Annotated in this window: 21 protein-coding genes, 1 tRNA gene and 1 pseudogene; 9 read left to right on the forward strand and 14 right to left on the reverse strand. The window is 60.7% G+C overall.

Annotation, left to right across the window (positions count from 1 at the left end; translation table 11 throughout):
- The first annotated feature begins 58 nt into the window (after positions 1 to 58).
- The 3 genes from RAK1035_RS14405 to RAK1035_RS14415 are packed head-to-tail and all read left to right on the forward strand — an operon-like array spanning position 59 to position 4,223.
- Complete coding sequence (locus RAK1035_RS14405; RefSeq protein WP_008280841.1) at positions 59 to 1,090, forward strand: cysteine synthase A; 1,032 nt, start codon at positions 59 to 61, stop codon at positions 1,088 to 1,090.
- A gap of 5 nt (positions 1,091 to 1,095) precedes the next feature.
- Positions 1,096 to 3,507, forward strand: a complete 2,412-nt coding sequence (locus RAK1035_RS14410; protein ID WP_008280842.1) for a DUF3772 domain-containing protein — start codon at positions 1,096 to 1,098, stop codon at positions 3,505 to 3,507.
- On the forward strand, positions 3,504 to 4,223 hold the full coding sequence (locus tag RAK1035_RS14415; RefSeq protein ID WP_008280843.1) for an alanyl-tRNA editing protein: 720 nt from the start codon (positions 3,504 to 3,506) through the stop codon (positions 4,221 to 4,223). Before RAK1035_RS14410 ends, RAK1035_RS14415 begins: the two co-directional genes overlap by 4 nt.
- A gap of 6 nt (positions 4,224 to 4,229) precedes the next feature.
- Here RAK1035_RS14415 and RAK1035_RS14420 read toward each other — a convergent pair whose 3' ends face one another.
- From RAK1035_RS14420 to RAK1035_RS14435, 4 genes are all read right to left on the reverse strand, one after another.
- Positions 4,230 to 4,910 (reverse strand): aspartate/glutamate racemase family protein, encoded by a 681-nt coding sequence (locus tag RAK1035_RS14420; RefSeq protein ID WP_008280844.1) that lies wholly within the window; start codon positions 4,908 to 4,910, stop codon positions 4,230 to 4,232.
- Between the two features lie 9 nt (positions 4,911 to 4,919).
- Positions 4,920 to 6,215 carry a histidinol dehydrogenase gene (hisD, locus tag RAK1035_RS14425; protein ID WP_008280845.1) on the reverse strand — a complete coding sequence of 432 codons (1,296 nt, stop codon included), beginning with the start codon at positions 6,213 to 6,215 and terminating at the stop codon, positions 4,920 to 4,922.
- Between the two features lie 130 nt (positions 6,216 to 6,345).
- A complete protein-coding gene (locus RAK1035_RS14430; RefSeq protein ID WP_008280846.1) occupies positions 6,346 to 7,401 on the reverse strand; it encodes an AI-2E family transporter in 1,056 nt (351 codons plus the stop codon).
- Positions 7,402 to 7,599: 198 nt separating this feature from the next.
- The gene (locus RAK1035_RS14435) at positions 7,600 to 9,210 is read right to left on the reverse strand and encodes a GMC family oxidoreductase (RefSeq protein ID WP_037297701.1); all 1,611 of its coding nucleotides are present in this window, start codon (positions 9,208 to 9,210) and stop codon (positions 7,600 to 7,602) included.
- Positions 9,211 to 9,411: 201 nt separating this feature from the next.
- On the opposite strand from RAK1035_RS14435, the gene RAK1035_RS14440 reads away from it, so the two are divergent.
- Positions 9,412 to 9,501 (forward strand) — tRNA-Ser (locus RAK1035_RS14440).
- A 69-nt stretch (positions 9,502 to 9,570) separates the two neighbouring features.
- Here RAK1035_RS14440 and RAK1035_RS14445 read toward each other — a convergent pair.
- Positions 9,571 to 10,023: a MarR family winged helix-turn-helix transcriptional regulator gene (locus RAK1035_RS14445; RefSeq protein WP_050775749.1), complete on the reverse strand. Its 453-nt coding sequence runs from the start codon at positions 10,021 to 10,023 to the stop codon at positions 9,571 to 9,573.
- Between the two features lie 51 nt (positions 10,024 to 10,074).
- Positions 10,075 to 10,290: a hypothetical protein gene (locus RAK1035_RS20265; protein WP_151979277.1), complete on the reverse strand. Its 216-nt coding sequence runs from the start codon at positions 10,288 to 10,290 to the stop codon at positions 10,075 to 10,077.
- A gap of 342 nt (positions 10,291 to 10,632) precedes the next feature.
- Between RAK1035_RS20265 and RAK1035_RS14450 the strand changes: the two genes are divergently transcribed.
- Both RAK1035_RS14450 and RAK1035_RS14455 read left to right on the forward strand, forming a co-directional pair.
- Positions 10,633 to 11,061, forward strand: a complete 429-nt coding sequence (locus RAK1035_RS14450) for an SRPBCC family protein (RefSeq protein WP_008280850.1) — start codon at positions 10,633 to 10,635, stop codon at positions 11,059 to 11,061.
- A 22-nt stretch (positions 11,062 to 11,083) separates the two neighbouring features.
- Positions 11,084 to 11,443, forward strand: a complete 360-nt coding sequence (locus RAK1035_RS14455; protein WP_008280851.1) for an MGMT family protein — start codon at positions 11,084 to 11,086, stop codon at positions 11,441 to 11,443.
- Positions 11,444 to 11,771: 328 nt separating this feature from the next.
- Here RAK1035_RS14455 and RAK1035_RS14460 read toward each other — a convergent pair whose 3' ends face one another.
- From RAK1035_RS14460 to murJ, 3 genes are all read right to left on the reverse strand, one after another.
- Entirely contained in the window at positions 11,772 to 13,427 is a 1,656-nt protein-coding gene (locus RAK1035_RS14460) for a calcium-binding protein (RefSeq protein ID WP_008280852.1), read from the reverse strand.
- A gap of 276 nt (positions 13,428 to 13,703) precedes the next feature.
- Entirely contained in the window at positions 13,704 to 14,027 is a 324-nt protein-coding gene (locus tag RAK1035_RS14465) for a DMT family transporter (protein ID WP_008280854.1), read from the reverse strand.
- A gap of 259 nt (positions 14,028 to 14,286) precedes the next feature.
- Positions 14,287 to 15,795 carry a murein biosynthesis integral membrane protein MurJ gene (gene murJ, locus RAK1035_RS14470; RefSeq protein ID WP_008280855.1) on the reverse strand — a complete coding sequence of 503 codons (1,509 nt, stop codon included), beginning with the start codon at positions 15,793 to 15,795 and terminating at the stop codon, positions 14,287 to 14,289.
- A 133-nt stretch (positions 15,796 to 15,928) separates the two neighbouring features.
- Between murJ and RAK1035_RS14475 the strand changes: the two genes are divergently transcribed.
- Complete coding sequence (locus RAK1035_RS14475; RefSeq protein WP_008280856.1) at positions 15,929 to 17,704, forward strand: SLC13 family permease; 1,776 nt, start codon at positions 15,929 to 15,931, stop codon at positions 17,702 to 17,704.
- 31 nt (positions 17,705 to 17,735) lie between these two features.
- Here RAK1035_RS14475 and RAK1035_RS20730 read toward each other — a convergent pair whose 3' ends face one another.
- Complete coding sequence (locus RAK1035_RS20730; RefSeq protein ID WP_198133585.1) at positions 17,736 to 17,912, reverse strand: hypothetical protein; 177 nt, start codon at positions 17,910 to 17,912, stop codon at positions 17,736 to 17,738.
- Between the two features lie 323 nt (positions 17,913 to 18,235).
- The gene (locus RAK1035_RS14485) at positions 18,236 to 18,685 is read right to left on the reverse strand and encodes an RrF2 family transcriptional regulator (RefSeq protein WP_008280857.1); all 450 of its coding nucleotides are present in this window, start codon (positions 18,683 to 18,685) and stop codon (positions 18,236 to 18,238) included.
- A gap of 170 nt (positions 18,686 to 18,855) precedes the next feature.
- On the opposite strand from RAK1035_RS14485, the pseudogene RAK1035_RS20735 reads away from it, so the two are divergent.
- Positions 18,856 to 18,945 (forward strand): annotated as a pseudogene (locus RAK1035_RS20735) (ArsR family transcriptional regulator); the annotation flags it as partial.
- Positions 18,946 to 19,017: 72 nt separating this feature from the next.
- On the opposite strand, the gene RAK1035_RS14495 reads toward RAK1035_RS20735, so the two are convergent.
- Together RAK1035_RS14495 and rsgA are read right to left on the reverse strand one after the other, a co-directional pair.
- Complete coding sequence (locus tag RAK1035_RS14495) at positions 19,018 to 20,202, reverse strand: benzoate/H(+) symporter BenE family transporter (protein ID WP_037297602.1); 1,185 nt, start codon at positions 20,200 to 20,202, stop codon at positions 19,018 to 19,020.
- A 157-nt stretch (positions 20,203 to 20,359) separates the two neighbouring features.
- On the reverse strand, positions 20,360 to 21,430 hold the full coding sequence (rsgA, locus tag RAK1035_RS14500; RefSeq protein ID WP_008280859.1) for a ribosome small subunit-dependent GTPase A: 1,071 nt from the start codon (positions 21,428 to 21,430) through the stop codon (positions 20,360 to 20,362).
- Positions 21,431 to 21,576: 146 nt separating this feature from the next.
- Here rsgA and RAK1035_RS14505 point away from each other — a divergent pair, with 146 nt between their 5' ends.
- Complete coding sequence (locus RAK1035_RS14505) at positions 21,577 to 21,909, forward strand: arsenate reductase family protein (protein WP_008280860.1); 333 nt, start codon at positions 21,577 to 21,579, stop codon at positions 21,907 to 21,909.
- 229 nt (positions 21,910 to 22,138) lie between these two features.
- On the opposite strand, the gene RAK1035_RS14510 is transcribed toward RAK1035_RS14505, so the two are convergent.
- Positions 22,139 to 22,834 carry an SGNH/GDSL hydrolase family protein gene (locus tag RAK1035_RS14510; protein ID WP_254683682.1) on the reverse strand — a complete coding sequence of 232 codons (696 nt, stop codon included), beginning with the start codon at positions 22,832 to 22,834 and terminating at the stop codon, positions 22,139 to 22,141.
- Positions 22,835 to 23,605: the final 771 nt, after the last annotated feature.

The following is a 23,605-nucleotide window of genomic DNA, read 5'->3' on the forward strand; positions in this document are numbered from 1 at the left end:
GTTCCGTTCTCCAAGCGCCTAAACCCAAGGGAACACTTTGCCTACAGGAGCATGAAAGATGCGCATTGCACAGGATTTGGCTGCCGCTGTCGGGAATACCCCGCTCATTCGTTTGCGCCGCGCCAGTGAGGAAACTGGCTGTGACATCTTGGGTAAATGCGAGTTTCTCAACCCCGGTCAATCGGTCAAGGATCGTGCCGCGCTTTTTATCATCCGCGACGCCATCGCGCGCGGTGATTTGAAACCCGGCGGTACGATTGTCGAGGGGACGGCAGGCAATACCGGCATCGGCCTTGCGCTGGTCGGGGCCTCTCTCGGGTTCAAGACGGTGATCGTCATCCCCGAAACCCAAAGCCAAGAAAAGAAGGATATGCTGCGTCTGGCCGGTGCCGATTTGGTTCAAGTTCCCGCAGCGCCCTATTCAAATCCGAACAATTTTGTCCGATACTCGGAGAGATTGGCCGCTGAGCTTGCGAAAACCGAACCTAACGGTGTGATCTGGGCCAATCAGTTCGACAATGTCGCCAACCGTCAGGCCCATATCGAAACAACCGGCCCCGAGATTTGGGAGCAAACCGGCGGCAAGGTTGATGGCTTCATCTGCGCGGTGGGGTCGGGTGGCACCTTGGCCGGGGTCGGCATGGCGCTGCAACCCAAGGGCGTCAAGGTGGGTATTGCCGATCCGATGGGCGCAAAGCTTTTTTCTTGGTATACCAAAGGCGAGTTGGAGAGCGAAGGCTCGTCGATTGCCGAGGGGATCGGGCAGGTGCGCATCACGGCCAATCTTGAAGGCTTCATGCCAGATTTCGCCTGTCAGGTGCCCGATGCCGAAGCGTTGCCGATTGTCTTTGACCTGCTTCAGCATGAGGGGCTGTGCATGGGGGCCTCGACCGGTGTGAATATCGCTGGCGCTATGCAGATGGCCCGCGACATGGGGCCGGGCCATACCATCGTGACGATCCTGTGCGATTACGGAACACGCTATCAGTCCAAACTTTTCAATCCCGAATTCCTGCGCGCCAACAACCTGCCGACGCCAGATTGGCTGGATCAGGCTCCGCGCTCGATTCCGGGGGTTTTCGCGGGGTGACAAGAATGCTGCGGCTGCTTTGCCTAGTCCTCTGTCTGGCGTTGGGCGCGGCAGTTGCTGTGCCCGATACCGCGCTTGCGCAGGGGCAGCATACGCCTGACGCGGTCGATTATGTGACGTGGGAGGAACTTGCGGCCGATGCCGACGAGATGCTTGCCAACGGCGAGGCCTCCACCGGGCAACTGGAAAACATGCGCGCCCAGATCAACGGTTGGCGGCAACAGTTTGTTGAGATGCAGGGCTTGAATTCCACTGCGATCCGAACTGTGCGCGATCAAATCGCCGCTTTGGGGCCTGTGCCCGAGACCGGCGAAGAAGCCGAGGACATCGCAGCGCAGCGTGCGGAACTTAACCGGCGTCTGGCCCGGTTAGAAGCACCGGTGAAGCTGGCCGATCTGGCGCGCAGTCGCGCCGATGGGCTGGTCACGAATATAGATGGGGCGATCCGTGACCGGCAGACCCAAGCGCTGTTGCGGCTTGGGCCATCGCCGGTCAATCCGCTGCATTGGCCGACAGCGGTCAAGGAACTGTACCGCGCGGTGGATACCGTCCGGGCCGAGACGGCGACCAATTGGCAAAGCAGCTTTCGGCGCACGCGCTTTCAGGGCAACCTGCCGGGGGTGATTGCTCTGGGTCTTATCGGCCTTTTGCTGATGACGCGGGGCCGGGTTTGGACAATGCGTCTGGCGGCGCGCGTTTTGGGCGACACCCCGACCGCCGGACGCCGTCTTGCGGCTTTTGCAATTTCGTTTGGCGAATGGTTGTTGCCCTATCTTGGGGTGATTTCCATTGTCGTGGCGGGCGTTCTGACCGGGATTTTGGGATCCAAGGGAAACCTTGTGCTCGAGTCGCTGCCCGCGGCGGCCTTTATCCTTCTGCTGGCGCGTTGGTTGTCGCTTCGGGTCTTTCCCCGCGATGATCGGCAGTTGCCCTTGCTCACGCTTGGCCCGTCCGAGCGCGCCACCGGGCGGCTTAGTGGCGGCTCTCTTGGATTGGTGGTTGCGGGGTTTGCCTATGTGCAGGACCTCGCCGATGGGTTTGATTGGTCCGAAGCGGCCCGCAATGTCATGATCTTTCCGTTGATGGTGCTGGCGTCGCTGCTGTTGCTGCGGCTTGCGCGGCTCTTGATGCGGCACAGCAAAGCGGCGGCGAACGAGCCCGAGACAGAGCTTACGTTCCGCAGCAAGCTGGTGCGTATTCTCGCGCGTGCCCTCTGGGCGCTGGCGCTGCTTGCGCCGCTTTTGTCCGCGATCGGCTATATGTCCGCCGCCGAGGCGATGATGTTGCCTGCTCTCTTGTCGTTGATGATGATCGCGGCGCTGCTGCTGGTCCAACGGGTGCTGTCCGAGGTCTATATCATGCTGCGTGGCAACGCGCAGAGCATTGATGACTCGCTCTTTCCGGTGCTTTTGGGCTTTTTCCTCGTGCTCGGGTCGGTGCCGGTTTTTGCCCTGATCTGGGGCGCGCGGCCTGCACAATTGCAAGAGGCGTGGCTAAGTTTCACCCAAGGGGTCAGTTTTGGCGGCATCACGCTATCGCCCACCGGCTTTCTGATCCTTGCTGTGGTCTTTACCCTTGGCTATCTGCTGACCCGGCTCATTCAGGGCACGCTCAAGAATGCGATCCTGCCAAAAACCAAGCTCGATATGGGCGGGCGTAATGCCATCGTGTCAGGCGTGGGCTATGTCGGGATTTTCCTTGCGGCGTTGGTGTCGATCACGGCGGCGGGGATTGACCTGAGTTCACTGGCCATCGTTGCGGGTGCGCTGTCGGTGGGCATCGGGTTTGGTTTGCAAAACATCGTGTCCAACTTTGTGTCGGGCATCATCCTTTTGATCGAGCGGCCGATTTCCGAAGGCGACTGGATCGAGGTCGGCGGGCAGCATGGCTATGTGCGGTCGATCTCGGTGCGTTCAACCCGGATCGAGACCTTTGACCGCACGGATGTGATCGTGCCGAATGCCGATTTTGTCAGTGGCACGGTCACGAATTATACGCGCGGCAATACCGTGGGCCGGGTGATTGTGCCGGTGGGGGTGGCCTATGGCACAGACACGCGCCGGGTGGAAAAGATCCTGCGCGACGTGGCCGAGGCACATCCAATGGTGCTGATGCAGCCACCGCCGACGGTGCTGTTCCAGAATTTCGGCGCAAGTTCGCTTGATTTCGAGATCCGGGCGATCCTGCGCGATGTCAACTGGGTGGCCAGTGTGAAATCAGACATGAACCACGAGATTGCCCGCCGCTTTGCCGAAGAAGGCATCGAAATTCCCTTTCCGCAACAGGATGTGTGGTTCCGCAACGCCACTGCAGAGGCAAAAGAGCCCAAGGCCCCGGTCAAACCCAAGACGAGCCAAAGCCCCGCCGCCCTGACAGAGGGCGATGTTGAGGGCGAGGGAGACGGTGACGGGCGATGACGACACCCCTTTTTCGGCTGGACGCCTATCAAACCGAGGCGGCCGGCGTCGTTGTGGCGCATACTCCAGAGGGTGGGATCGTGCTGGACCAGACGCTATTTTATCCCATGGGGGGCGGACAACCGGGCGATAGCGGGCGGCTTATGTGCCAAGGGCGCAGCCTGCCCATTGCCACGGCCGTCAAGGCCGAGGGGGAACAGATCGCGCTGGTGATGGCAGAACCTATGGCCTTGCCGCCCATTGGCACGGCCCTGCGGCAAGCGATTGACTGGCCCCGGCGGCATCGCCTGATGCGGATGCATACGGCGCTGCATCTTTTGTCGGTGGTGATCCCGCTGCCGGTCTCGGGCGGGGCCGTTGCCGAGACGCGCAGCCGCCTTGATTTCGACATGCCCGAAGCGCCAGAAGACCGCGAGACGCTGGAAGACTACCTTAATCAGCTGGTGGATCAGGATTTGCCCGTGACCGAAGAGTGGATCACCGATGACGCGCTGCGCGCCAATCCGGGGCTGGTCAAGACCATGTCGGTGGCGCCACCCATGGGGTCTGGCCGGGTGCGTTTGGTGCGGATCGGGCAGGGGACGGATCAGGTTGATCTGCAGCCCTGCGGCGGCACCCATGTGGCACGCACGGGCGAGATCGGGCGGCTTCGCCTTGGCAAGATCGAAAAGAAAGGCCGCCACAACCGCCGGGTTTATCTTCACTTGGAAGATTGAGCGCGTTCAGCCCTTTGCAAAGTCTGCTATGGCTTGGGTGAGGCAATCGAGGCTGTCGGTATGCGGGGCCGTTGCGGGCAGGGCATCTGTCATCAAGGACAGTTCCGTACACGCCACCAACAGGTGATCGGCCCCATGGGCCAAGAGCGCCTCGGCCTCTTGGGCGAGCTGTGGCTTGAGGGTTGCCAGTGGTTCCCCCGCCTTGACCGCGCGGATGATCGCGAGAATTCCACTGTCATCGGGCAGGAACACCGGGGTCAGCCCATGGGCGGCGAAGGGCGCGGCAAAAACATTCGCCAGCCGGGTTGCGGGTGAGGCCAGCATCCCGACCCGTCGCGCGCCTTGGCGGGCGAGCGACTGGGCCGTCAGATCCAGCATGTTGAGAAAGGGCAGGGGTGTGGCAGCCACAACGGCGGGCGCGTAGTGATGCGCGGTGTTGCAGGGCATCGCCAGCGCCTCTGCCCCCGCTGCCTGTAGATCGCAGGCCATGCGGGCCAGAACCGGGCCGGGGTCTTCGCCGGTGCCCTCGATCAGCGCCTTGATCCGGCTGGGTACCTGCGAATTCTGATGCACGATGAGCGGAATATGATCGCTATCGTCACGCGCGGGCACGGCGGCCAGCAGTTTTTGCATCAAAAGCACGGTCGCTTCGGGGCCCATGCCCCCCAGAATGCCCACGGTTCTCATCTGGCGGTCTTATCCTGTCGATGTTGCCGCGCGGTCAATCGGACCTGTGCGGATGTCTGCGCTGCGGGCATGCCCCTCCATCCGTTCGGCGCGGCTGAGGCTGGCGGTCACGCGCGCAAGATCAGGCAGCGCGCGGTCGTCTACCTCTTGCCAGGTGACGGTTTTCAGGAACTTGTGCACCGATAGGCCCCCGGTATAGCGCGCAGCCCCAGAGGTGGGCAAGACATGGTTGGGGCCTGCCGCCTTGTCGCCAAAGGCAACGGTCGTGTTTTCCCCAAGAAAGAGCGAGCCATAGGCCTGCAAGCGTGTGCGCCACCATGGCAGATCGCGCGCCTGCACATGCAGATGTTCGGGCGCTTTGGCATCGGCATATTGCGCCATGTCCTCGGGCGTATCGCACAGCACCACCTCAGCCAGATCGCGCCAAGCGGCGGTGGCGGCGGCGCGGTTCGGCTCTGGCAGGCTGGCGATAAGGGCCGGGGCACGGACCATCACGGCCTCGGCCAATGGCCGATGCGTGGTTGCGAGCCAGACCGGCGAATTCGCCCCATGCTCCGCCTGTCCAACCAGATCGGCGGCGACGGTTTCGGGATCGGCCGTGTCATCGGCAAGAATGAGGCTGTCGGTCGGGCCTGCGAACATATCAATGCCGATGGGACCAAAGAGTTGGCGCTTGGCCTCGGCGACATAGGCATTGCCGGGTCCGACCAGAATATCGGCAGGCGGTGCGCCAAAGAGGCCAAAGGCCATGGCCGCAACCCCCTGCACCCCGCCAATGGTCAGGATGCGCGTGGCCCCTGCCAGATCCATCGCATAGAGCATGGCATCGGGAATGCCCTGATCGCCGCAGGGGGGCGAGACGGCGGTGATGTCAGCCACGCCCGCCTCGCGCGCGGTGGCGATGGTCATCAGTGCCGAAGCGATATGGCTATAGCGCCCGCCGGGCACGTAACAGCCCGCCGCCCCAAGGGGTATCTGACGTTGCCCGGCGCGCAGGCCGGGGCGCAGTTCAATCTCCATGTCCTGCGCCGTGGCGCGCTGTGCGGCGGCAAAGCGCGAGATATTGTCATGCGCCCATTGGATATCCGCCTTGAGCGATGCGGGCACACGGGATACGGCGGCGGCAACCTCGGCGTGGGTCACGGTGATGCCACCCTGCCAGCCATCAAGCTGCCGTGCATATTCCAGCGCCACCTGTGCGCCGCCTGTGCGCAACCGGGCCAGCATGATCTGGACGGTATCGGCCACGTCATGGGCGGTGTGCGGCGGCTCTCCGGGGGCGGTCTTGAGCGGGGTGATCGGCATGGTGGCAACTCCTTTGACCCAAGGAATGGGGGGCGTTGCGGCCAACGGCAAGGGATTTGCCGATGTAAGGATCGGCTTTTTCCAGCGGCTGAAAGCCGGTTTCGGGATTTCCGAAAAAGGCCTGTGCCGATCAGCCCCGCCTGCGCTTGGGCGCGTCAAGATCCTGATCGGTTTCTGGCAGCCCTTCCCGCGACAGCAAGACGGCGATGGCGCGGAAACCCGGCACATGGCTGCAGACGATCATCAGCGCCACCATGATCGGCACGGCCAGAAACATCCCCGGTATTCCCCAGACCGCCGCCCAGAACGCAAGGCTGATGATGATGCCAAACGAGGAGACGCGCAGCGCGCGGCCCATCAGCATCGGGTCAATGATATTGCCATTGATAAACTGAATGATCCCCACGATCAGGAAAATCACCAGCGCCGTGGTGCCATCCGCCAGTTGCACATAGGCCACCAGCGCCACCAGCACCGTGGCCACAATCGAACCGATGGAAGGGATATAATTGAGCACGAACGTCAGGATGCCCAATGCCCCGGCAAGATCGAGCGCGAAAAACTGCGCCACGCCATAGACCATGAGGCCTGTCACGACACTGACCAGCGTTTTGACCAGCAGGTAGTAATTTACCCGGTGGATGATCGAGCTGATGATGCGGCCCACCCGTTCGGCCTTTTTGGCATCGCCAAAGAGGCTTTCGAGTTTGGTTGTGAACCAAATCCGCTCGGCAAAAAGAAAGCCAACAAAAAGGATCACCAGCACTGTGCCCTGCATGATCCCCCCGGCCTGACCGGCCAAGGCGCGCAGATAGCCCGCCACATCAAGGGTCGAGACCGCATTGAATACCGCCTCTTCGGCATCAGGCCCGAGCCAGGCCACCATCGCGGATATCGCCTGTGGCGCGCGGTCGGTATAGGCCAGCGTGGTCGACAGCACCGTGTTGATCTGCGACAGGATAACCGCCGAGAGGCTGAGCAACGCCGCCGAAATCAGCAAGAGCGCTACGATGCTGGCCAGCCAGTTGGGCACGCGCACCGGCCCAAGGCGCACCCGCGCGATCGAGGTGATGGCATCCGAGGTAAGGCTGAACAAAATGATCGCCGTGGCCAAAGAAATCAGCAAGAACCGCGCCTGCACCAAGAGAAACAGCACCACCGCAAAGGCGATGATGATCTGCGCCACGGTGCGGATGCGCTGCAACTCTGGCGTGCTCTGGCCGGTAGGGCGCGTGTCTTGGTCTCTTGGTGTCACCGTCTGGCCTGCTTCTGATTTGGATAGGATGCAGTATCGGGAATATCGCGTCGGCTGACAATCGCAGAACGTGGCCTTTCGCCTATAAAATCAGGTGTTTCCGCCGCCTGCCTTGATTTGTAGCGGGTCTCAGGCATCCCCAAGGATCAGATCCGCGGCGCGCCAAGCCAGCATCATGGTGGGCGCGTTGGTGTTGCCCGAGGTGACATTGGGAAACACCGAGGCATCAACCACCCGCAGCCCCGTGACCCCATGCACCCGCAGCTGTGGGTCGACCACGGACTGCGCCGGATCGCGTCCCATACGGCAGGTTCCGACCGGGTGAAACACGGTGCCGCAGCGTTTGCGGAAATCGTCCAGAATGGTGGCATCGTCCATGGTCCGCAGGTCCTGATACATGGCACTTTCGACCAAGGCGGTCAGTGCTGCCGTGGACATGATGCGCTGACACAGCCGGCCCCCCGCAATCACCTGCGCGCGGTCTTCTTCGGTCGCGAGCGAATTGGGTTGAATGAGGGGCGGCGCCTCGGGGTTGGGGCCGCTGATGTCGATGCGGCCTCGGCTGGTTGGGCGCGAGGGCTGGAACGAGATGATGAACCCCGGAAACGGATCGGGGCGCACGACCGAGCGGGTGCCCGCAGGCGTGGTCGTATAGGTGACAGGGTTGAAATAGAGCTGTTGATCGGGATGGTTCTGCCCCGGTTTTGAGCGAAAATAACCACCACATTGATTGACCGAGAGCGACAGGGGCCCGCGTCGCGTCAGGGCAAAACGCAGCGCCGCGCGCACCTTGCCCATGAAGGGGGCAAGATCGTTGTTGAGCGTCGGTTCGGTGGCGCGGAAATAATAGTTGATTCCAAGATGATCCTGAAGATTGCCGCCCACATGGGCGCAATCGCGCAATGGCGTGATGCCATGCTGGCGCAACATCTCCGCCGGGCCGATGCCCGAGAGCTGCAAAAGGCGCGGCGAGGTAACGGCACCCGCACTCAGGATGATCTCGCGCCCCGCGCGCGCAACGTGGCTTTGCCCGCCGCGACGGTAATGAACGGCGACCGCCCGGCTGCCGTCAAATTCGAGGCGGTCCACCAAGGCCCCTGTGACCAGCGTCACATTCGGGCGTTTCAGCGCGGGTTTGAGACAGGCGCGCGCCGAAGAGTTGCGCAATCCGCCCGCAGTGTTGATGCGGTAAACGGTGCCGCCTTCGCCACTCGGGTCGTTGAGATCGTCAGTGCGCGGCAAACCCAATTCATCGAGCGCGGCAAAGTAATGCCGGTTGACCGGGTGGATCTGGTCCGAGACATCCTGCACCGTGATCGGTCCGCTGCCGCGCCGCGTGCCATCGGCCGAGACCTGCGTCTCTAGGGCGTCATAGGTGGCACGAACGGTGCTCCAGCCCCAGCCGGTGGCACCCGCCGCCTCCCAATCGTCGAAATCGTGGGGCAGGCCGCGAGCATAGACCATCGCGTTGATCGCCCCCGATCCGCCCACCGTCTTGCCGCGTGGCCAGTAACCGCGCCGCCCATCGAGTGCCTCTTCCGGTTCGGCCTCGTATTTCCAGTTCAGACGCTCGTCAAAAAAGGTTTTGCCATAGCCCAGGGGCAGGGCGATCCAAGGGCTGCGCCCACGTCCCCCGGCCTCAAGAATCAACACACGGTGCCGCCCATTGGCACTCAGCCGGTCGGCCAGTACCGACCCCGCCGAGCCTGCGCCGACGATGATATAGTCGTGGTCTGTCACGTTTCGCCTGCCTTTGCCTTTTGCTCGCGCGCCAGCGTTACAAATCCGCCCCCGCCCCGGAATGCCGGAAAACGCCAAGCCTGACAGTTTTCCGACAGAACCTTGTGGCAGGTCGATGTCAAGCGCTTTGCTCTTTTCCCGCCCTTGCATGCATTCTCCCCCTTGCAAACCCCGTCCCCCTGCGGCTAGAACTCGCCCGATGGAGCGGTGGCCGAGTGGTCGAAGGCGCACGCCTGGAAAGTGTGTAGGCGGGGAACCGTCTCGAGGGTTCGAATCCCTCCCGCTCCGCCACACAATCTCGACCCAAATCGAAACAGGGGCGTGTCTTGGGGGCGTGTGGAATCCCTCGCTTTGCTGCGTTCAATCTCGGTGCAACGTTACCGAAAAACCCGCTTCCAGCTTTTCGATCGTATTGATTGCAGCGAGGCTCTCGGCAGGGCTGCATTGCGCGAATTCGGCGCTGATCGCGCGGCCGAGGCAGGAATAGACGCGGTCCGCATTGGCACGGAACTTTGATGTCAGTGCGATCTTGGCGCGGCGGCGATCGTGGGCATCTTCGATACGTTCCACGAACCCCGCACGCACAAGGCGGTTTATCAACGCTGTCACCGATCCGCTGGTCAGCGCAAGGCGCCCGCCGATCTCACCTGCCGTGAGCGGCCCGTTTTCCAGCGCGTTCACGCAGCGAAGGTCGGTGACATGCAGTCCCAGCTCGGACGCCGCCCAAGAGTCAAAGCGATACACGGCTTCGTAGAGGCGCCGCGTTGCAGCGAGGAGTTCGTCTGACCGTCCGCGGTGTGAATGTTCTGTCAAGGCTGGCCTTTCTCTTGTTGCTCACCCCAAGCTAACGTCTCGGGTCGCTCGCTAGGCGTCGCTCACCATCGCGGCGGTTCTGTCGATCACGTTCCGGTGATGCCCGTCTGCGACGACACACTGCCTGTCATCCATGAATGACACAATTGCGCGGAAGTAGGGATCACCATCCTGATCTTCCCTCTCGGAAACGGCAATGCCCATGACATCATCCGGTCTGATCCGCCGCGTCCGCCGCCGGAACAGCGTCGCCACGGTGAGTGTCATGTGCCCAGGTCGCCCGATGTCGAGGGTGATCGACGGTCGACGATTGGCGTGAACGAGAGCGGCCAGCACGCCGATGACATAGACGGTTAGAGGCCACCATGTCCAAGGTTAGAGAGGATCGTCCGGGCTGCTGCGCACCCATAAGACGGCCGCGGCGATCAGCCATAAAACCAGAAGGATTGTGGATAGGACACGCGTAAAGAGCGGGGTAAGTTCTCAATTTTCATGTCATGCTCCCGTTCTGCGCCAGCTTGTGAGTGAAAGCTCTCTCCCACTCTTGACAGGCTCGATAGTAGCCATAAATCTTGATCATCAAGATAAATCAGGTTTTGCGAGGACGCAATGTGGCACTACCGTTACGAGGAAGACACGCCCCTGACGTGCGAAGACCTCTGGCCCGTTCTCGCGGATGTCGCCCGCTGGCCCGAGGTGGACCGGAATATCGAGTGTCTGAAGATCGATGAAGAGCCGGGCCTCGGAGTGACCTTCGTCCTCAAACCGAAAGGCGGCCCGAGACTGAACTTCGTCATCGGCGAATTCGAAGCGCCGTCGCGTTACGCCGATGTCTGCCGAATGCCGCTTGCGGTCATGCGCACCCGCCACACGCTGATCCCGGACGGGCTCGGGACCAGGATCCGCGTCGATATCGAGATCACGGGGCCTCTTGCGCCGGTCTGGGGCCGTGTCGTCGGTCGCAGGCACGCGGCCGGACTTCCGGCCCAGACAGCGCGGTTTATCGAGGGCGCTCGGGCGCGGCTCAACCTTGCCTGAGAGGTCCGTCGCCTACGCCAACATGAGGCGTGCACTTCTGAGATATTTGGGCGAAATCCCCGTCGGTTCGGTGGTGGAGGTCGCGACGCTGGCCGAGGCGCTGAAACTGCCTGCTCGCCACGTGGCGCATATCCTGTCGCGGCTTGGCGATGATGAAGCCGAGTTGTTGCCGTGGCACAGGGTAATCCCGAGAGGTGGCGCGTTCACGAAGGCGCAGATGGGACGCCCGCGCACGATACGCCAGATCGGCCTTCTTCAGGCAGAGGGGGTACCGTTTGTCGACGGCGACCGGCTCAACATGGCGTCCGTCACGTGCTGGCAGCCGCCGGATACCCACCTATCGACGTTCTGGGCCGATCTTGAAGACGATGAGCCCGCCTAGGCCGACAGGGCGACTTCCCGATGAGGGCGAAGAAGGTGGGATTCGCGCCCCTCGCGCTCCGCCACATGACCCTGAAAAACTCTTCTCCCGATCCGGCTGCGGCTGGATTTGCGTTGTATTCTAGGGTTATGCGGCTGGAGCCGAGCACTGGCCCTTACGCGAGGGGGCTTGGACGCAGATACCTCTGAAATCCAACTACGTCTCATCACCGGTAAAGACGCGATCCGCAGCTCTACGTGCCCGATGCCTTGTTCAAACAGAGCGATTTTTGCCCCCGATCCAAACCCCTATCCAAAATTAAGGGATTGAACGGCCTGCGTTTCGCGCTTCACAGAAACTGGAAATCATCCACAGTAAGATCCGCTGCTGCCATCCCTTCAATCAGCACGCGATGGCCGTTCACGTTGAGTTGCGCACCGGCTGCTGTGTCGAGAATGCCCAAGGCCGCCACAAAGCCAGAAAGCCCCGCGTTGCCGTTGGTGATGTTCGTCTCACCAGTGTCGGGATTGATGATCCGAATGAAAAGACGATCGATCCCATCTTGGAAATCAGTGATGACATCGGTCTCGCCCTCGTTGAAGGCGCTGAATACGAATTGATCGGCGCCCGCACCCCCTGTCATGCGGTCATTGCCAGCGCCCCCGTTGATCGTGTCAGCGCCGCTGCCCCCGTCGATGGTGTCGTTGCGGCCGCCGCCGGCAAGAAAGTCGTTGCCAGCACCGCCCTGAATGCTGTCATCTCCCTCGCCGCCTCCGACGCGGTCATTCCCTGCTCCGGCGTCAATCGTGTCACGTCCGGTGCCGCCCCCTATGTCGTCAGCCCCGTCCCCACCGCTGATAAGATCATTGCCAAAGCTGCCAGACATGCTGTCATTGCCGTCGCCCCCCTCCAGCGTATCGTTTCCAGCACCGCCAGCCACCACGTCATTGCCAAGGCCTCCCGATACGACATCGTCGCCAAAACCGGCACCCATGACATCATCCCCAGTAGTGCCAAAGATCGTGTCATTGCCCAGACCACCGCCGACACTGTCATTGCCCGCGCCGGCATCTACAAAGTCATTTCCATCCGAAGCGGAAATATTATCGTTGCCGCCACCCGCCTCGATGCTGTCATCGCCATCGCCCCCGGCAATCGTGTCGTTTCCCTCACCCCCACGGAGCGTATCGTTGCCACCTGATCCCTCTAAGAACCTGTCCGGTGGAGGTGGATTGGGCTCATCGGGTCCGCCCGTATCCGGGCCTCCGTTGCCGGGAAGTTCGGTTGTGGCGACGGACCCTGCCAAAATTCCAGTAAAGAAACTGTCGTCAACCAAATACACGTCCAAATCGAAGTCTGCGAGCAAGCTCGTGCCGATGTCACCAAGTAGACGGCTTTCCGTCAGCACGACAGCATCAACCACGCCGGTCTGTAGGGCTTGGTAATGTTCCGCAACCGCGATGCGGATGGGGATCGCGCCGAGGTTGGAGAGGCGTGTCATGACACTGTCATCGACGTCCGCCTCTACGGCAATCTTCAAGCCTGCAATAGCGCTCGTGTCGCTTAGGGCTCCGTCGCGGGAAAGCAGATAGATCCGTGTGCTCGTGCCCCCCTCGGAGTCTATTGGGGTTTCTTCATTCGTGTTTGGCTCGCCCGTCTCGGTGTTTGGAGGGACCGGCAGCTCGCTGGGGATCAAGACAAAGGCGCCATCGCCTGAGAAGAATCCGTCGTCAACTCGGAATGTCGCCACGCTGAGTTGGGAAAAATCAATGGGATCGACGCCCAGTAGCAGCTCCTCTGGGACAAGAACGCCGTCAATGCCGTTTCGTGCAGCCAAAACTGTGGGCAAAGTTTCCGCAGCGACCCGGAACGGCACGGCACCAAAGCCGTCAATCAGCGCGTCAACAGTTGCATCAAAGCTGTCCGGTAGAGCGATATTCGCACCGCTGAGATTGTCGCTTTCGTTTATTCCAAGCTCACGGAGGACGATAAAATAGGTTGTCATATAGGCGCTCCCAAGAATGCTTTGTGGGTTAACTACAGAATATTGAACCAAAATTCTAAAATCATAAGGGTGTATGTGTAATGCTGGCGTCACTTTGCGCACGGGTCAAGACCCTTGGGCACATCGAGTCTAGGTAGGAGGTCCGCCGCGGGCGTTGAAAGCGATGTCGGATGACCAACATCACGTTCAGCGGCAGATCCCTGATCGGATTGCCACTGGACTAGCCAATGAGACCTGAGGCTGACCGGCGGAGTGCGGGTTCTAAAGCGACGTTTGCTAGGCAGTCGAGCTCGAGATCTTCATCAGCACAATGCCTGAAACGATCAAAGCCGCCGCAATCAGTCGCGTCGGTGACGCGGACTCTCCCAGGACCAAGACACCCACCGTGAAAGCGCCAATAGCGCCAATCCCAGTCCAAACAGTATAGGCGGTGCTGAGCGGGAGCGACCGCATCGCGACGGCGAGCAAGGCGAAGCTTGCGATCATGGTTCCAATGGTGATCGCACTGGGTATCAGCAACGTGAACCCCATGGATTTCTTCATGGAAAAAGCCCAAATGATTTCAAGCAGGCCAGCGAGAACAAGATAGATCCAAGCCAAAGGAGACCCCTTCATGTTAAGGTCGGGTCGTCCCGAAATGGATGCGTCAGGCACGGGTCGTCCCGCGCGCGATCAAAGGTACTAGTGAAGCAAGCGGTGGTCAATGTGCGGATTGAGACGACATTTTAGTGACCGACAGAGCGGGCCTTATGCCTGCCACTGTCAAAAGGCAGCTTGCCGTCCTCGTGAGGGCGACGCCCCCCCCGGTCATCGAGTAGAAAAGGAGCGTGAGGCGTAGGCTAGCGCATCGCGCTTGATGCTATGGTCGGGTGTGGCCAACCTTCAGTGCGACGAAGGTCGCAGCCCCGTGAAATGCGCCGGAGAGGGACACCACGACAAGGAACGCTGTGAGCAACCCGCCTGCCGGTCCCACTGCGACCAAAGCGTCGAGGATGGCATCCCGCCACCACCAGATTGCCAGCGCCGATACCGCACCGGATGCGATCAGGATCGCGCTCGACCGTGCAGATGGGCCTGTGAGGAAACCTCGGGTGCGGCCTGTCTGGAACAAGAGCGCCGCGTAGAGCGCGATCCCAGCCGATGTTGCGACGGCAAGCCCGGCAGCGCCCAGCCACGGGGTGAGCGCGATCTTGAGTGCGATATTGACCACAGTTGCTGCAACAAGCAGCCGCAGTGGTGTTCTTGTATCCCCGCGCCCATGGAACCCAGCGACGAGCGAGCGCAGCGCGAGCGCGGGCACCAGACCAAGAGCATAAGCCGCAAGGATGGCCGCTGACGCCTCGGCTGCGGCCAGATCAAACGCGCCCCGGACGAACAGAATGCGCAAAGCCCAATCGCCCAGTGTCGCCATCATCACCGCGACGGGCACGCCCACGGCCAAGCAGATTAGCAGCGCCCGGTCGAGCACGGCGCGCATGCCCATCTCGTCTCCTAGGCCCGCGCGACGCCCGATATCGGGCAGGATGACGGTGCCGAGTGCAACACCGATCAGGCCGATGGGCAGCTGGTAGAGCCGGTCGGCATAGTAAAGATGCGAGAGCGATCCGCTAGGCAGGAAGGTGGCGATGATCGTGTCGGCAAAAATCGCCACCTGCAGCGCGCCCGAGGTGAGGATCGCGGGCCCAAGGCGGCGAAACACCAGCCGGGTATCGGGCGACAGGCCCAGCCGGGGGCGCGGCAGGGGCAGGCCCGCGCGCCCTGCGGCACCGGCCAATAGGATCACCTGCGCCACGCCCGACACCATGACGCCCCAGGCGGCGGCATGGGCGGTGCTTGGAAAGTGTTGGGCCATAAGCAATGCGCCGATCATGCACAGGTTGAGAAGGATCGGCGCTGCCGCTGGCGCGGCAAAGTGATCGCGCCCATTCAAGAGGGCCGCGAGGAAGGCGACCAGTGACATGCAGAGCAGGTAAGGAAAAGTGATCCGCGTGAGCGTGACGACCAGCTGCCAAGTCTCGTCGGCAGGTGACAGGCCGGGCGCCAGCACCGCCAGCATCCAGCCGGTCGCCCCAAGCGCCAAAGACAACAGCACAAGATTGGCGAGCATGAGCCAACCCAAAACCTCTGCGCCAAGGCGCGCGCTGTCGCGACCGCTTGCATCGGCGGCGGCCCATGTCGGCAGGAAGGCGGCGTTGAACGCACCTTCGGCCAGAAGGGCGCGAAAATGGTTTGGCAGACGAAAGGCCAGCATGAAGGCATCTGCCACCGGCCCTGCACCCAGCGTTGCGGCCAAAACCACGTCGCGCAGGAAGCCAAGAAGACGGCTGACCAATGTCAGACCCGAGACGGTGCCAAGCTTGCGCAGCATGGGGTAGGGCGATCCTCTGGAGCCATCGCTTTTTCCCGGTGATTTCGGGGAGTTTCGGCAGATTACAATTGAAAACACGAGTTACTTTATCGTTTATTGTTGGAAAATGCCATCGCCTTCGAGAGTATCGCCCATGAGTCTCGACCAGATCTTTGTTCTTGCGCTTGTCGCCGTGGTTTTCCTGAGCTTTGTCAAGGAGGTATACCCGCCCGAGGTCACCGCTTTGGCGGCGTCGGCGGCATTGCTGGCCACGGGAATCATCGAAACACGAGACTTTCTGACGGTGTTCAGCTCGTCAGCGCCGATCACCATTGCGATGATGTTCATCATTTCCGCAGCGCTTGAACGCACTGGCGTGCTGACCATCGTGGGTGACCTGCTGAAACAACAGGCGCGGGGATCGTTCCTGCGGGCGATGCTCTTGATGATGGTCGGCACCATGGGGGCCTCGGCCTTTATGAACAACACGCCTGTCGTGATCCTGCTGACGCCAATCATGATCTCGGTCGCGGCCTCGGTGGGCGTGGCCCCCTCGCGTATGCTGATCCCCTTGTCCTTTGCGGCGATCTTTGGTGGCACGCTGACGCTGGTGGGCACCTCGACCAACATACTTATGAGCGGCGTCGCGCAGGAGGCGGGCCAGCCCTCGATCACGATGTTCGAGATGACGCTGCCCGGTCTGATATTCGCCGGGGTGGGCATGGCCTATATGATCTTTGCCGGCCGCTTTCTGCTGCCCGACCGTGCGTCGCTTTCTGGGTTGCTGGGGCAAGAGGGCAAGCGCCGCTTTCTGGCCCGACTGTTGATCCCCAACGGATCGAAATACGTGGGGCGGCGGCTGTCTGATTTGCCCTTCAACACCGCCGAGACGCGCATCCTCGATGTCGTTCGCGGAGAAGTTTCGATGCGCCGCACGATGCACGACCTCGTGCTCGAGGTTGGTGATCGGCTGGTTCTGAAAACCGGAACGGGTGAGATTCTCGGGCTTAAGGAAGACGGACAGATCGCGTTCCGGGACAGGGACGACCACGATGTGGAGCCCGTGACCGCCGACCAGACGATCACCATGGAGGCCAGCGTCGGCCCGAACTCGCATCTGCGCGGGCGGCCGATCAAAGATTTGAAGCTGCGCCGCAAATACGGCGTCTACCTGATGGCCGTGCATCGGCAGGAACAGAACATTAGCGAGGAATTGCAGGATCTGCGCCTGCAATTCGCTGACACGCTGCTGCTGGAAGGTCCCCCCGAGGGGCTTCAACGGATGATGGAGGATGGCGGCATCGTCAACCTGTCAACCCCGACCGAACGCCCGCAGCGACGCTCCAAGGCGCCCATTGCCATTGCGACGATCCTTGCCGTGATGGGGCTTGCGGCCTTCGACGTCATGCCCATCGCCGGTCTCGCAGTGATCGGGGCGGTGGTGGTGATGATGACCCGCTGCGTCGATCCCGAGGAAGCCTTTGACGCCATCGACTGGCGTATCCTGTTTCTGATCTTCGGGATGCTTGGCCTGTCGATGGGGATGGAGGAAACCGGCACCGCCCGCGTGATCGTCGAGGCGGTGGTGGGTGCCGTGGGCGGGATTGGCCCTCTCGCCATCCTCGCCGCCGTCTATGTCTTGACCAGCGCGCTGACCGAGATGGTCTCGAACAACGCGGTCGCTGTGCTGATTGGCCCGATCGTCATTGCCTTGGCCATCGAGTTGGGATTTGACCCGCGCCCCTTCATCATGGCGGTGATGTTCGCCGCCTCGGCCAGCTTCGCGACACCTATCGGCTACCAGACCAACACCTTTGTTTATGGGGCCGGGGGCTATAAATTCACCGACTTCATCAAGGTGGGCCTGCCGCTCAACATCATTTTCGCCGTGGTCGCGGTGCTGATCATCCCGATCTTCTTTCCGTTCTAAGCGTCAGGCGGCCGTGAAATCACGCGCGAAGTCAGTGGCGGGTTTGCCGACCTACTCGATACGGCACATTGCGATAGAGCGCGCCGACGAACTCTGCTGGATCAAGCCCGCTCTGCTCGGCATAGGCCCAAGCGGCGAGGACAGTCCAGCGCGTGCCACCGGAGGTCTTGAGGGGTTGGGGGGATGACCTATACGCCGTCGACGACAAGGTCGTTCCGGTCTTAGATGCCCTTAGGGTTCCCGTCACGCGCAAGAAAGAGGATGGTGGACGTCTAGGGCGAGGAATTTTGCGGCAAGCGCGAGTGCCAGTCCGCCCGGAAGAGGCCCCTGCGCTCGGAAATTGCATCACTGTCAGCCGAAAGCGCCACTGTGACCACTGTCGCCTTGAGCCCGTCGATCACGGCGCGTGCTTGTGCGTCTGCGCCACCAGCGCTGCCTGACACCTAAATACGACAGAGTTAATCGTGAGTTGCACAGGAAGACTCACGCTCTTTTTGTCGTGATTATAGAAGATCATTCTCCTGTGCCGAGTTAGGAAAGCCCAAAGCTTTCCAAGGGCCGTGCATCCCTCTGAAGATCAGCGACAGTGAGCGATTCGATCATCAGGATGTAGGTGGCGTAAAACCCACCGAAGACGGCGCGCACCCGGCAGGTCTGTTCATCCGTGCAATCTTCGCAGCGCTGGTAAGCTTTGCGCGACAGGCAGGGCAGGGGGGCCATTGGCCCATCAATCAGACGCAGAACCTCGGCAAGCGATACCCGCCTCGGCTCTTTGATCATCTCGTATCCGCCATTGCGACCTCGGCGACTGCCGATCAGACCGGCGCGCTTGAGATCCAGCAAGATATGCTCGAGAAAGCGCTTGGGCGCACCCGAGCGAGCCGCGATATCTTCGATGCGCAGGGCCACGCCTTCACCAGCCTTCTCGTCAGCAAGCACCATGAGTGCCTTGAGCGCATATTTGGTCTTATGAGTGATCATAGGCTGAATATGGCTCTCAAAACGGCGACTAACAAGGTCAAGATTATCAAGTTTAAAGCACAAGCGAGCGTGAATACAAAACACGATAAGGAGGATCGACATTGAGAAAAATTGTGGCCTGCTCGCACCGACTCATTTGCTGCGGCCATCTTGGAACAAAAGCAGGCGCGATGACATTCGACCGGATAGACCTGAAAATCCACGACAATTTGCATCGGGATGCGACCGTGCCGGTCGCCCGTATCGCCGAGCAGGTCGGGCTGTCACAAACGCCTTGTTGGAAACGCATAGAGAAGCACGAGGGGGCTGGCGTGATCCGTGACGCAGAAGGGTTACGGGTCGATGGATCGATGCGCGAACGCCTTTGCCAACCAGATAAGCGCCCCAACGACAACGCCCCAGAACGCCCCGCTGATGCCAAAAAGCGTCATGCCGCTCGCTGCTATCAAAAACGTCAGCGCGGGGGCTTCCAATTGGGTGCGGTCACTGAATGCCGCTGACATCGACCCAACCAAAGCGGGAACAAGCGCAAGCCCAGCCACCGCCGTGATAAGGGCGAGCGGCGCAAGGCTGGCCAATGACGTTACAAGCGCTGCCGCAAATGCCAGCCCGACATAGACGACGCCCGATGTGATCGCGGCCCAATAGCGCTTTGCCGGATCTCGGCCAGCATCCTCACCAGCCATCATCGCAGCGGTGATCGCCGACATATTGACGGGAATTGACCCGAACGGGGCAAACGCGAGACTGACGATGCCGGTTTTCCGGATCAGGGGTTGGCGTTCCACCCGATAGCCGTTCAGTTCCAAGACCGCAAAGCCGGGGATGTTTTGCCCTGCCATCGTTACCAGATAAAGGGGCAGAGCGATGGAAAAGAACGATTGCACCGTGAAAATGGGGATGGTCGGTGTAAAGGCAGGAAGCCATGTTGTGTCGGCCTGCAGAGCGTCTGTTGAAGTCTCGACGCTGAAGTAAAGAACGGCAAGAAACGCAAGCACAGCAAACGGCATTGCGGCCAGCCTGTTCCATGTCAAACCCACCAGCCACGCCACGAGAACAGGCAGAACCAAAAGAGGAATGCTCCCAAGCGCAATCGCGGGGGCAAAACAGAGCTTGAGCAGGACGCCCGCCAGCAATCCGTTGGCGATGGGTTTCGGGATGGCGGCAACGACCCGGCCAAGGGTTGGAATGAACCCGGTCAACACAATCAACCCGGCTGCAAAAATCATCGCGCCGACAGCCTCACCAAAACCGCCGGGCAGGGTAACCGTTGCTGCAAGAAACGCAGCTCCGGGCGTGGACCAGGCCACCGCAGCGGGAATTCGCGTCACGACAGGCAGCCAGATGCTGCAAATGCCCATCCCAACGGTCGCAAAAAATAGCCCTGTGGTCGCCTGCGCCGCCGTGGCCCCCATTGCCGTCAATCCGGCCAACACAATGGCGAATGAGGCCGAGTATCCGACGAAAGCTGCAAGGACCCCCATTGAAAAGGCTGATACTGAAAGATCGCGAAACATGGACTGGAACCACCTTAGTTCGGGTTTTCAACACCATTATCGAACGCGGCAGTTTCTACCAGTGCGGTCATGCAAAAACGCAGGCGCGTGGGCAGCTTTGTTTGCTGGGCGTTCTATCCTTCGGGCATGCTGCGCGGCGCTAATAGGGCGGGCCGCGTCAGCGTCGTTTGCCTTGGGGTTTCGTGATCTTGTTGCCACGGGGGCCGGACTGGACGGGGGTATTGGTCAGGTTTTCCTGCGTCAGCTTGCGCCATCGGGCAAGGCGCGCCGGATCGAGTGTGCCGTCGGCTGCCGCGCTTTGAACGGCGCAACCGGGTTCGTGATCATGGGTGCAATCCCGAAAACGACACCGAGCGGCAAGCTCGACAATTTCCGCGAACAGCGTGTTGAGACCGGCCGCAGCATCGCGAACATGCAGCGTTCGCATTCCGGGCGTATCAATCACCCAGCCGCCACCGGCAATTGCATGAAGTGACCGCGACGTGGTTGTGTGACGCCCTTTGGCGTCGGCCTCGCGAATGGGGCCTGTCGGCTGTGCGTCCTCTGATGATTTGTTTGACAATGTATTGAGCAAAGTCGATTTGCCCACCCCAGACGATCCGACAAGCGCAACGGTCTGTCCGGGGCCGCACCATGGTGCCAAGGTCAGGGCGGCCTCTGGCCCGGTTGCGTTCAACAGGACCACCTCCAACCCTTGTTGAAGCGTTTTTGCCTGCTGCAGGTAAGGGGCGGCATCTGCCGTCTGATCGATCTTCGTCAAGACAATCACCGGGGTCGCCCCAGCCTCATTCGCAAGCGCGAGATAGCGCTCCAGGCGCGCCAGATTGAAATCATCGTTGCAGGATGTGACGATCAGCAACGTGTCGACATTCGCGGCAATCAGTTGTGTGGGCCGGCCGCCTTCGGTTTTTCGCTGTAACAGCATCCGCCTATCCAGCCGCCGCATCAGCAAGCGGGTCTCGGGGTTCACCAAAACCCAGTCGCCCACGGCAAAATCCGTCGTAAGGGACTGCGCGGAAAGCTCCAGCCGCACTGGGCCACGTTCGGAGATTGCTGTGACACGGTCCCGGTGAACAGTCGCAATACGCATGGGGGCAAGCTCTGCCTCGCCATCCTCTACCTGCTCGGAAAAGAACGTAAACCAGCCGAGCGCGGCCAATGAAATTGAGGGCTGATCTGATGAAATGCTCACATCCGCATGAATGGCGGCGGAATGGCGTTGTTGCAAGCATATCCTTCGGTTAAGCGCAGATATGACACTGCGAAACATCCGGTCGAACGCAGCTGTCGGCCAGCACAGGCAACCGTTCAGATGGTTGCCTTTGGCGCGGCGTTGGACAAGGGTGCACGATCGACGCAAAGGGAGTTTGCGACATGATGATCTACGGCTTGCAGACTTGCGCACTCTGTCAGAAGGTCCGCAAAGCATTGGAGGCGGAAGGGCTGGATGTTTCTTTTCGTGATATCCGAGCCGAACCATTGAGCGAGGCGGAATTAGCGGCGCTGATCGTAGAGTTCGGGGATCGGCTCGTGGATCGCAAATCGAATGATTACCGCGCGCTTAGTGATTGGTTGAAGAATTCAGAGGCCGAGGCGCAGATCGCAGCGCAGCCCAAGGTCATGGCGCGCCCGGTGATTCAGGACGGGGACACGTTTTACTTGGGTTGGGACGAGACCGTGCAGAACGCGGTGCTTGAAGGCCGCTGATTTCTCAAGCTGAGCTATTACCGCGACTGACCAGACCTATGAGCCACGCTGAGGTTAAGCCCGTTCGTGCCTAGCATCGGGTCAAGACCGATTGACTGGCACACAGGCCAAGAGGGGTCAGCGGAACGCTCTGACTATCATATGTCGCCGACCACCGCGCAGAGATGATAGCCGCTCGCGCATGTCACCTTGGCAAATGAAATCCAGCATCTTTTGCCCTGCGCAACGCTTACCTCGCCAATAGCGGAGCGATTTGCCCTGCAATACGCGCCGATCCTTTCTGTGACGGATGAAGCCGATCCGCGGCAAAAAGTGAAAGGTCGTCAGGAAGAAACACGTCATCCAAGTCTACCAGCGTCACGCCCGCGTCAGCATGCGCCATTCGGCCCAATCTTTGCTCTAGAACCTGATAGGGCGCTTCACATGCGGTGCCTGCATAGCGTGGCGCAGTATAGTAATCTGCCCAGATCACCTTTGATCCCCGCGCCCGCAAGTTGGCCACGAGGTCTGGGATTGCACCCCGTTTGCCATCGTCGGAGATCAGCCGATCCAGCACAGCCCCGCAGCTTGAGCAGGTGCAGCCCGTGCTCAGATCGTTGGCACCGCCGTTCAGCACCACCCATTCGGCCCTCAATCCTTCAAGCTGGGTTGGAATATTCCAGGCACTCCACCCACCCGCGACCTGTGCCAGTGAAAGTGACACATCGCCGACCGGCTCTCCGAGACGTGCTTGCAGACCATCTGCAACCGAGGCCCCGGCGGATTGATTCCACGCCATAACAGAATCCCCCGCCACCACGATGCGCGCAGTCTCTGGAATGCCGCGTCCACAGGCGGCAAGAAGGCTTAAGGCCACAACGATCACGTATTTCATGACAGGTGAAGTAAGCCACGCAGGCCCATGCTCAAGGCAGGTCGACCGCATCCGGTGAATTCTAGGGTGATCAGCACGGCTTGTCCCGCCGCTTTAGGGTCACAGCCCACATTAATTCCCATCGCGCAACGTTGCGGTCTGGGGCCTGAGGTGTCTGATGCGCCCCTTGGTGGCAAGGGCCACAAAGGCGCGTTTGGGGCTGCCTTTTCCTGCATCTTGTGAAGATGTTACGACTTGGAAACCAAATGTGACAATCGGGGCAACATGTTGCCGATTGTCTCTGTCGGCATTTTTGGCCGGGTTCTTGGCTCAGCCGTCCTCATGTAGCGCATAGGATTTCCATAACGCAACCCGCGAAGTCGCTGAGGGGCGATGCGCGGCACCTGATCAATCAAGTCGCCCCAGGTTGGCGATCCAAATCTAACGGGCCGCTGCGGTTTGACCGAACTATTCTGGCGCATCTTCGTGTGGCGCGCTGCTGAATTCCCCGAGTTTAAGAAAGGATGATATGTGTAAGTAATTAAAAGATAAAAGATGAATGCCATTCAAGGTTGCCTGCCCAAAATTCATCAATCGCTCACGCGCGCGAGGGTAGAGGGCGACCTATCAAAAGCTGATGATCTGCATCGGCTTGCCGGGTGGAGGCGTAACAATAGGGGCTCTGTTCTAACGCCGCTCTGCACTATGCCGCAACCCGGGCGTTTGATTTGGGTAAAGGGGGCGGGAACGGGCTACGCTCTGGCATTGCAGACTGTGCCAAGTGGTGTCTCGGGGGGTGCCTTGGCCGCGGGCCAAGTCCTTGACCTGAAACGCCAGCTTGTG

It is taken from the genome of Roseovarius sp. AK1035 (assembly GCF_003288315.1).
Taxonomy (GTDB): Bacteria; Pseudomonadota; Alphaproteobacteria; order Rhodobacterales; family Rhodobacteraceae; genus Roseovarius; species Roseovarius mucosus_A.

Bases quoted from the DNA above. Each gene is read 5' to 3' on its own strand.
- RAK1035_RS20265 (WP_151979277.1), bottom strand. From the start codon at position 10,290: ATGACACTCACCGTGGCGACGCTGTTCCGGCGGCGGACGCGGCGGATC.
- RAK1035_RS14510 (WP_254683682.1), bottom strand. From the start codon at position 22,834: ATGCGGTCGACCTGCCTTGAGCATGGGCCTGCGTGGCTTACTTCACCT.
- RAK1035_RS14485 (WP_008280857.1), bottom strand. From the start codon at position 18,685: ATGATCACTCATAAGACCAAATATGCGCTCAAGGCACTCATGGTGCTT.
- murJ (WP_008280855.1), bottom strand. From the start codon at position 15,795: ATGCTGCGCAAGCTTGGCACCGTCTCGGGTCTGACATTGGTCAGCCGT.
- RAK1035_RS14420 (WP_008280844.1), bottom strand. From the start codon at position 4,910: ATGAGAACCGTGGGCATTCTGGGGGGCATGGGCCCCGAAGCGACCGTG.
- RAK1035_RS14415 (WP_008280843.1), top strand. From the start codon at position 3,504: ATGACGACACCCCTTTTTCGGCTGGACGCCTATCAAACCGAGGCGGCC.
- RAK1035_RS14405 (WP_008280841.1), top strand. From the start codon at position 59: ATGCGCATTGCACAGGATTTGGCTGCCGCTGTCGGGAATACCCCGCTC.
- RAK1035_RS14460 (WP_008280852.1), bottom strand. From the start codon at position 13,427: ATGACAACCTATTTTATCGTCCTCCGTGAGCTTGGAATAAACGAAAGC.
- RAK1035_RS14505 (WP_008280860.1), top strand. From the start codon at position 21,577: ATGATGATCTACGGCTTGCAGACTTGCGCACTCTGTCAGAAGGTCCGC.
- RAK1035_RS14455 (WP_008280851.1), top strand. From the start codon at position 11,084: ATGAGGCGTGCACTTCTGAGATATTTGGGCGAAATCCCCGTCGGTTCG.
- RAK1035_RS14475 (WP_008280856.1), top strand. From the start codon at position 15,929: ATGAGTCTCGACCAGATCTTTGTTCTTGCGCTTGTCGCCGTGGTTTTC.
- hisD (WP_008280845.1), bottom strand. From the start codon at position 6,215: ATGCCGATCACCCCGCTCAAGACCGCCCCCGGAGAGCCGCCGCACACC.
- RAK1035_RS14450 (WP_008280850.1), top strand. From the start codon at position 10,633: ATGTGGCACTACCGTTACGAGGAAGACACGCCCCTGACGTGCGAAGAC.
- RAK1035_RS14495 (WP_037297602.1), bottom strand. From the start codon at position 20,202: ATGTTTCGCGATCTTTCAGTATCAGCCTTTTCAATGGGGGTCCTTGCA.
- RAK1035_RS14410 (WP_008280842.1), top strand. From the start codon at position 1,096: ATGCTGCGGCTGCTTTGCCTAGTCCTCTGTCTGGCGTTGGGCGCGGCA.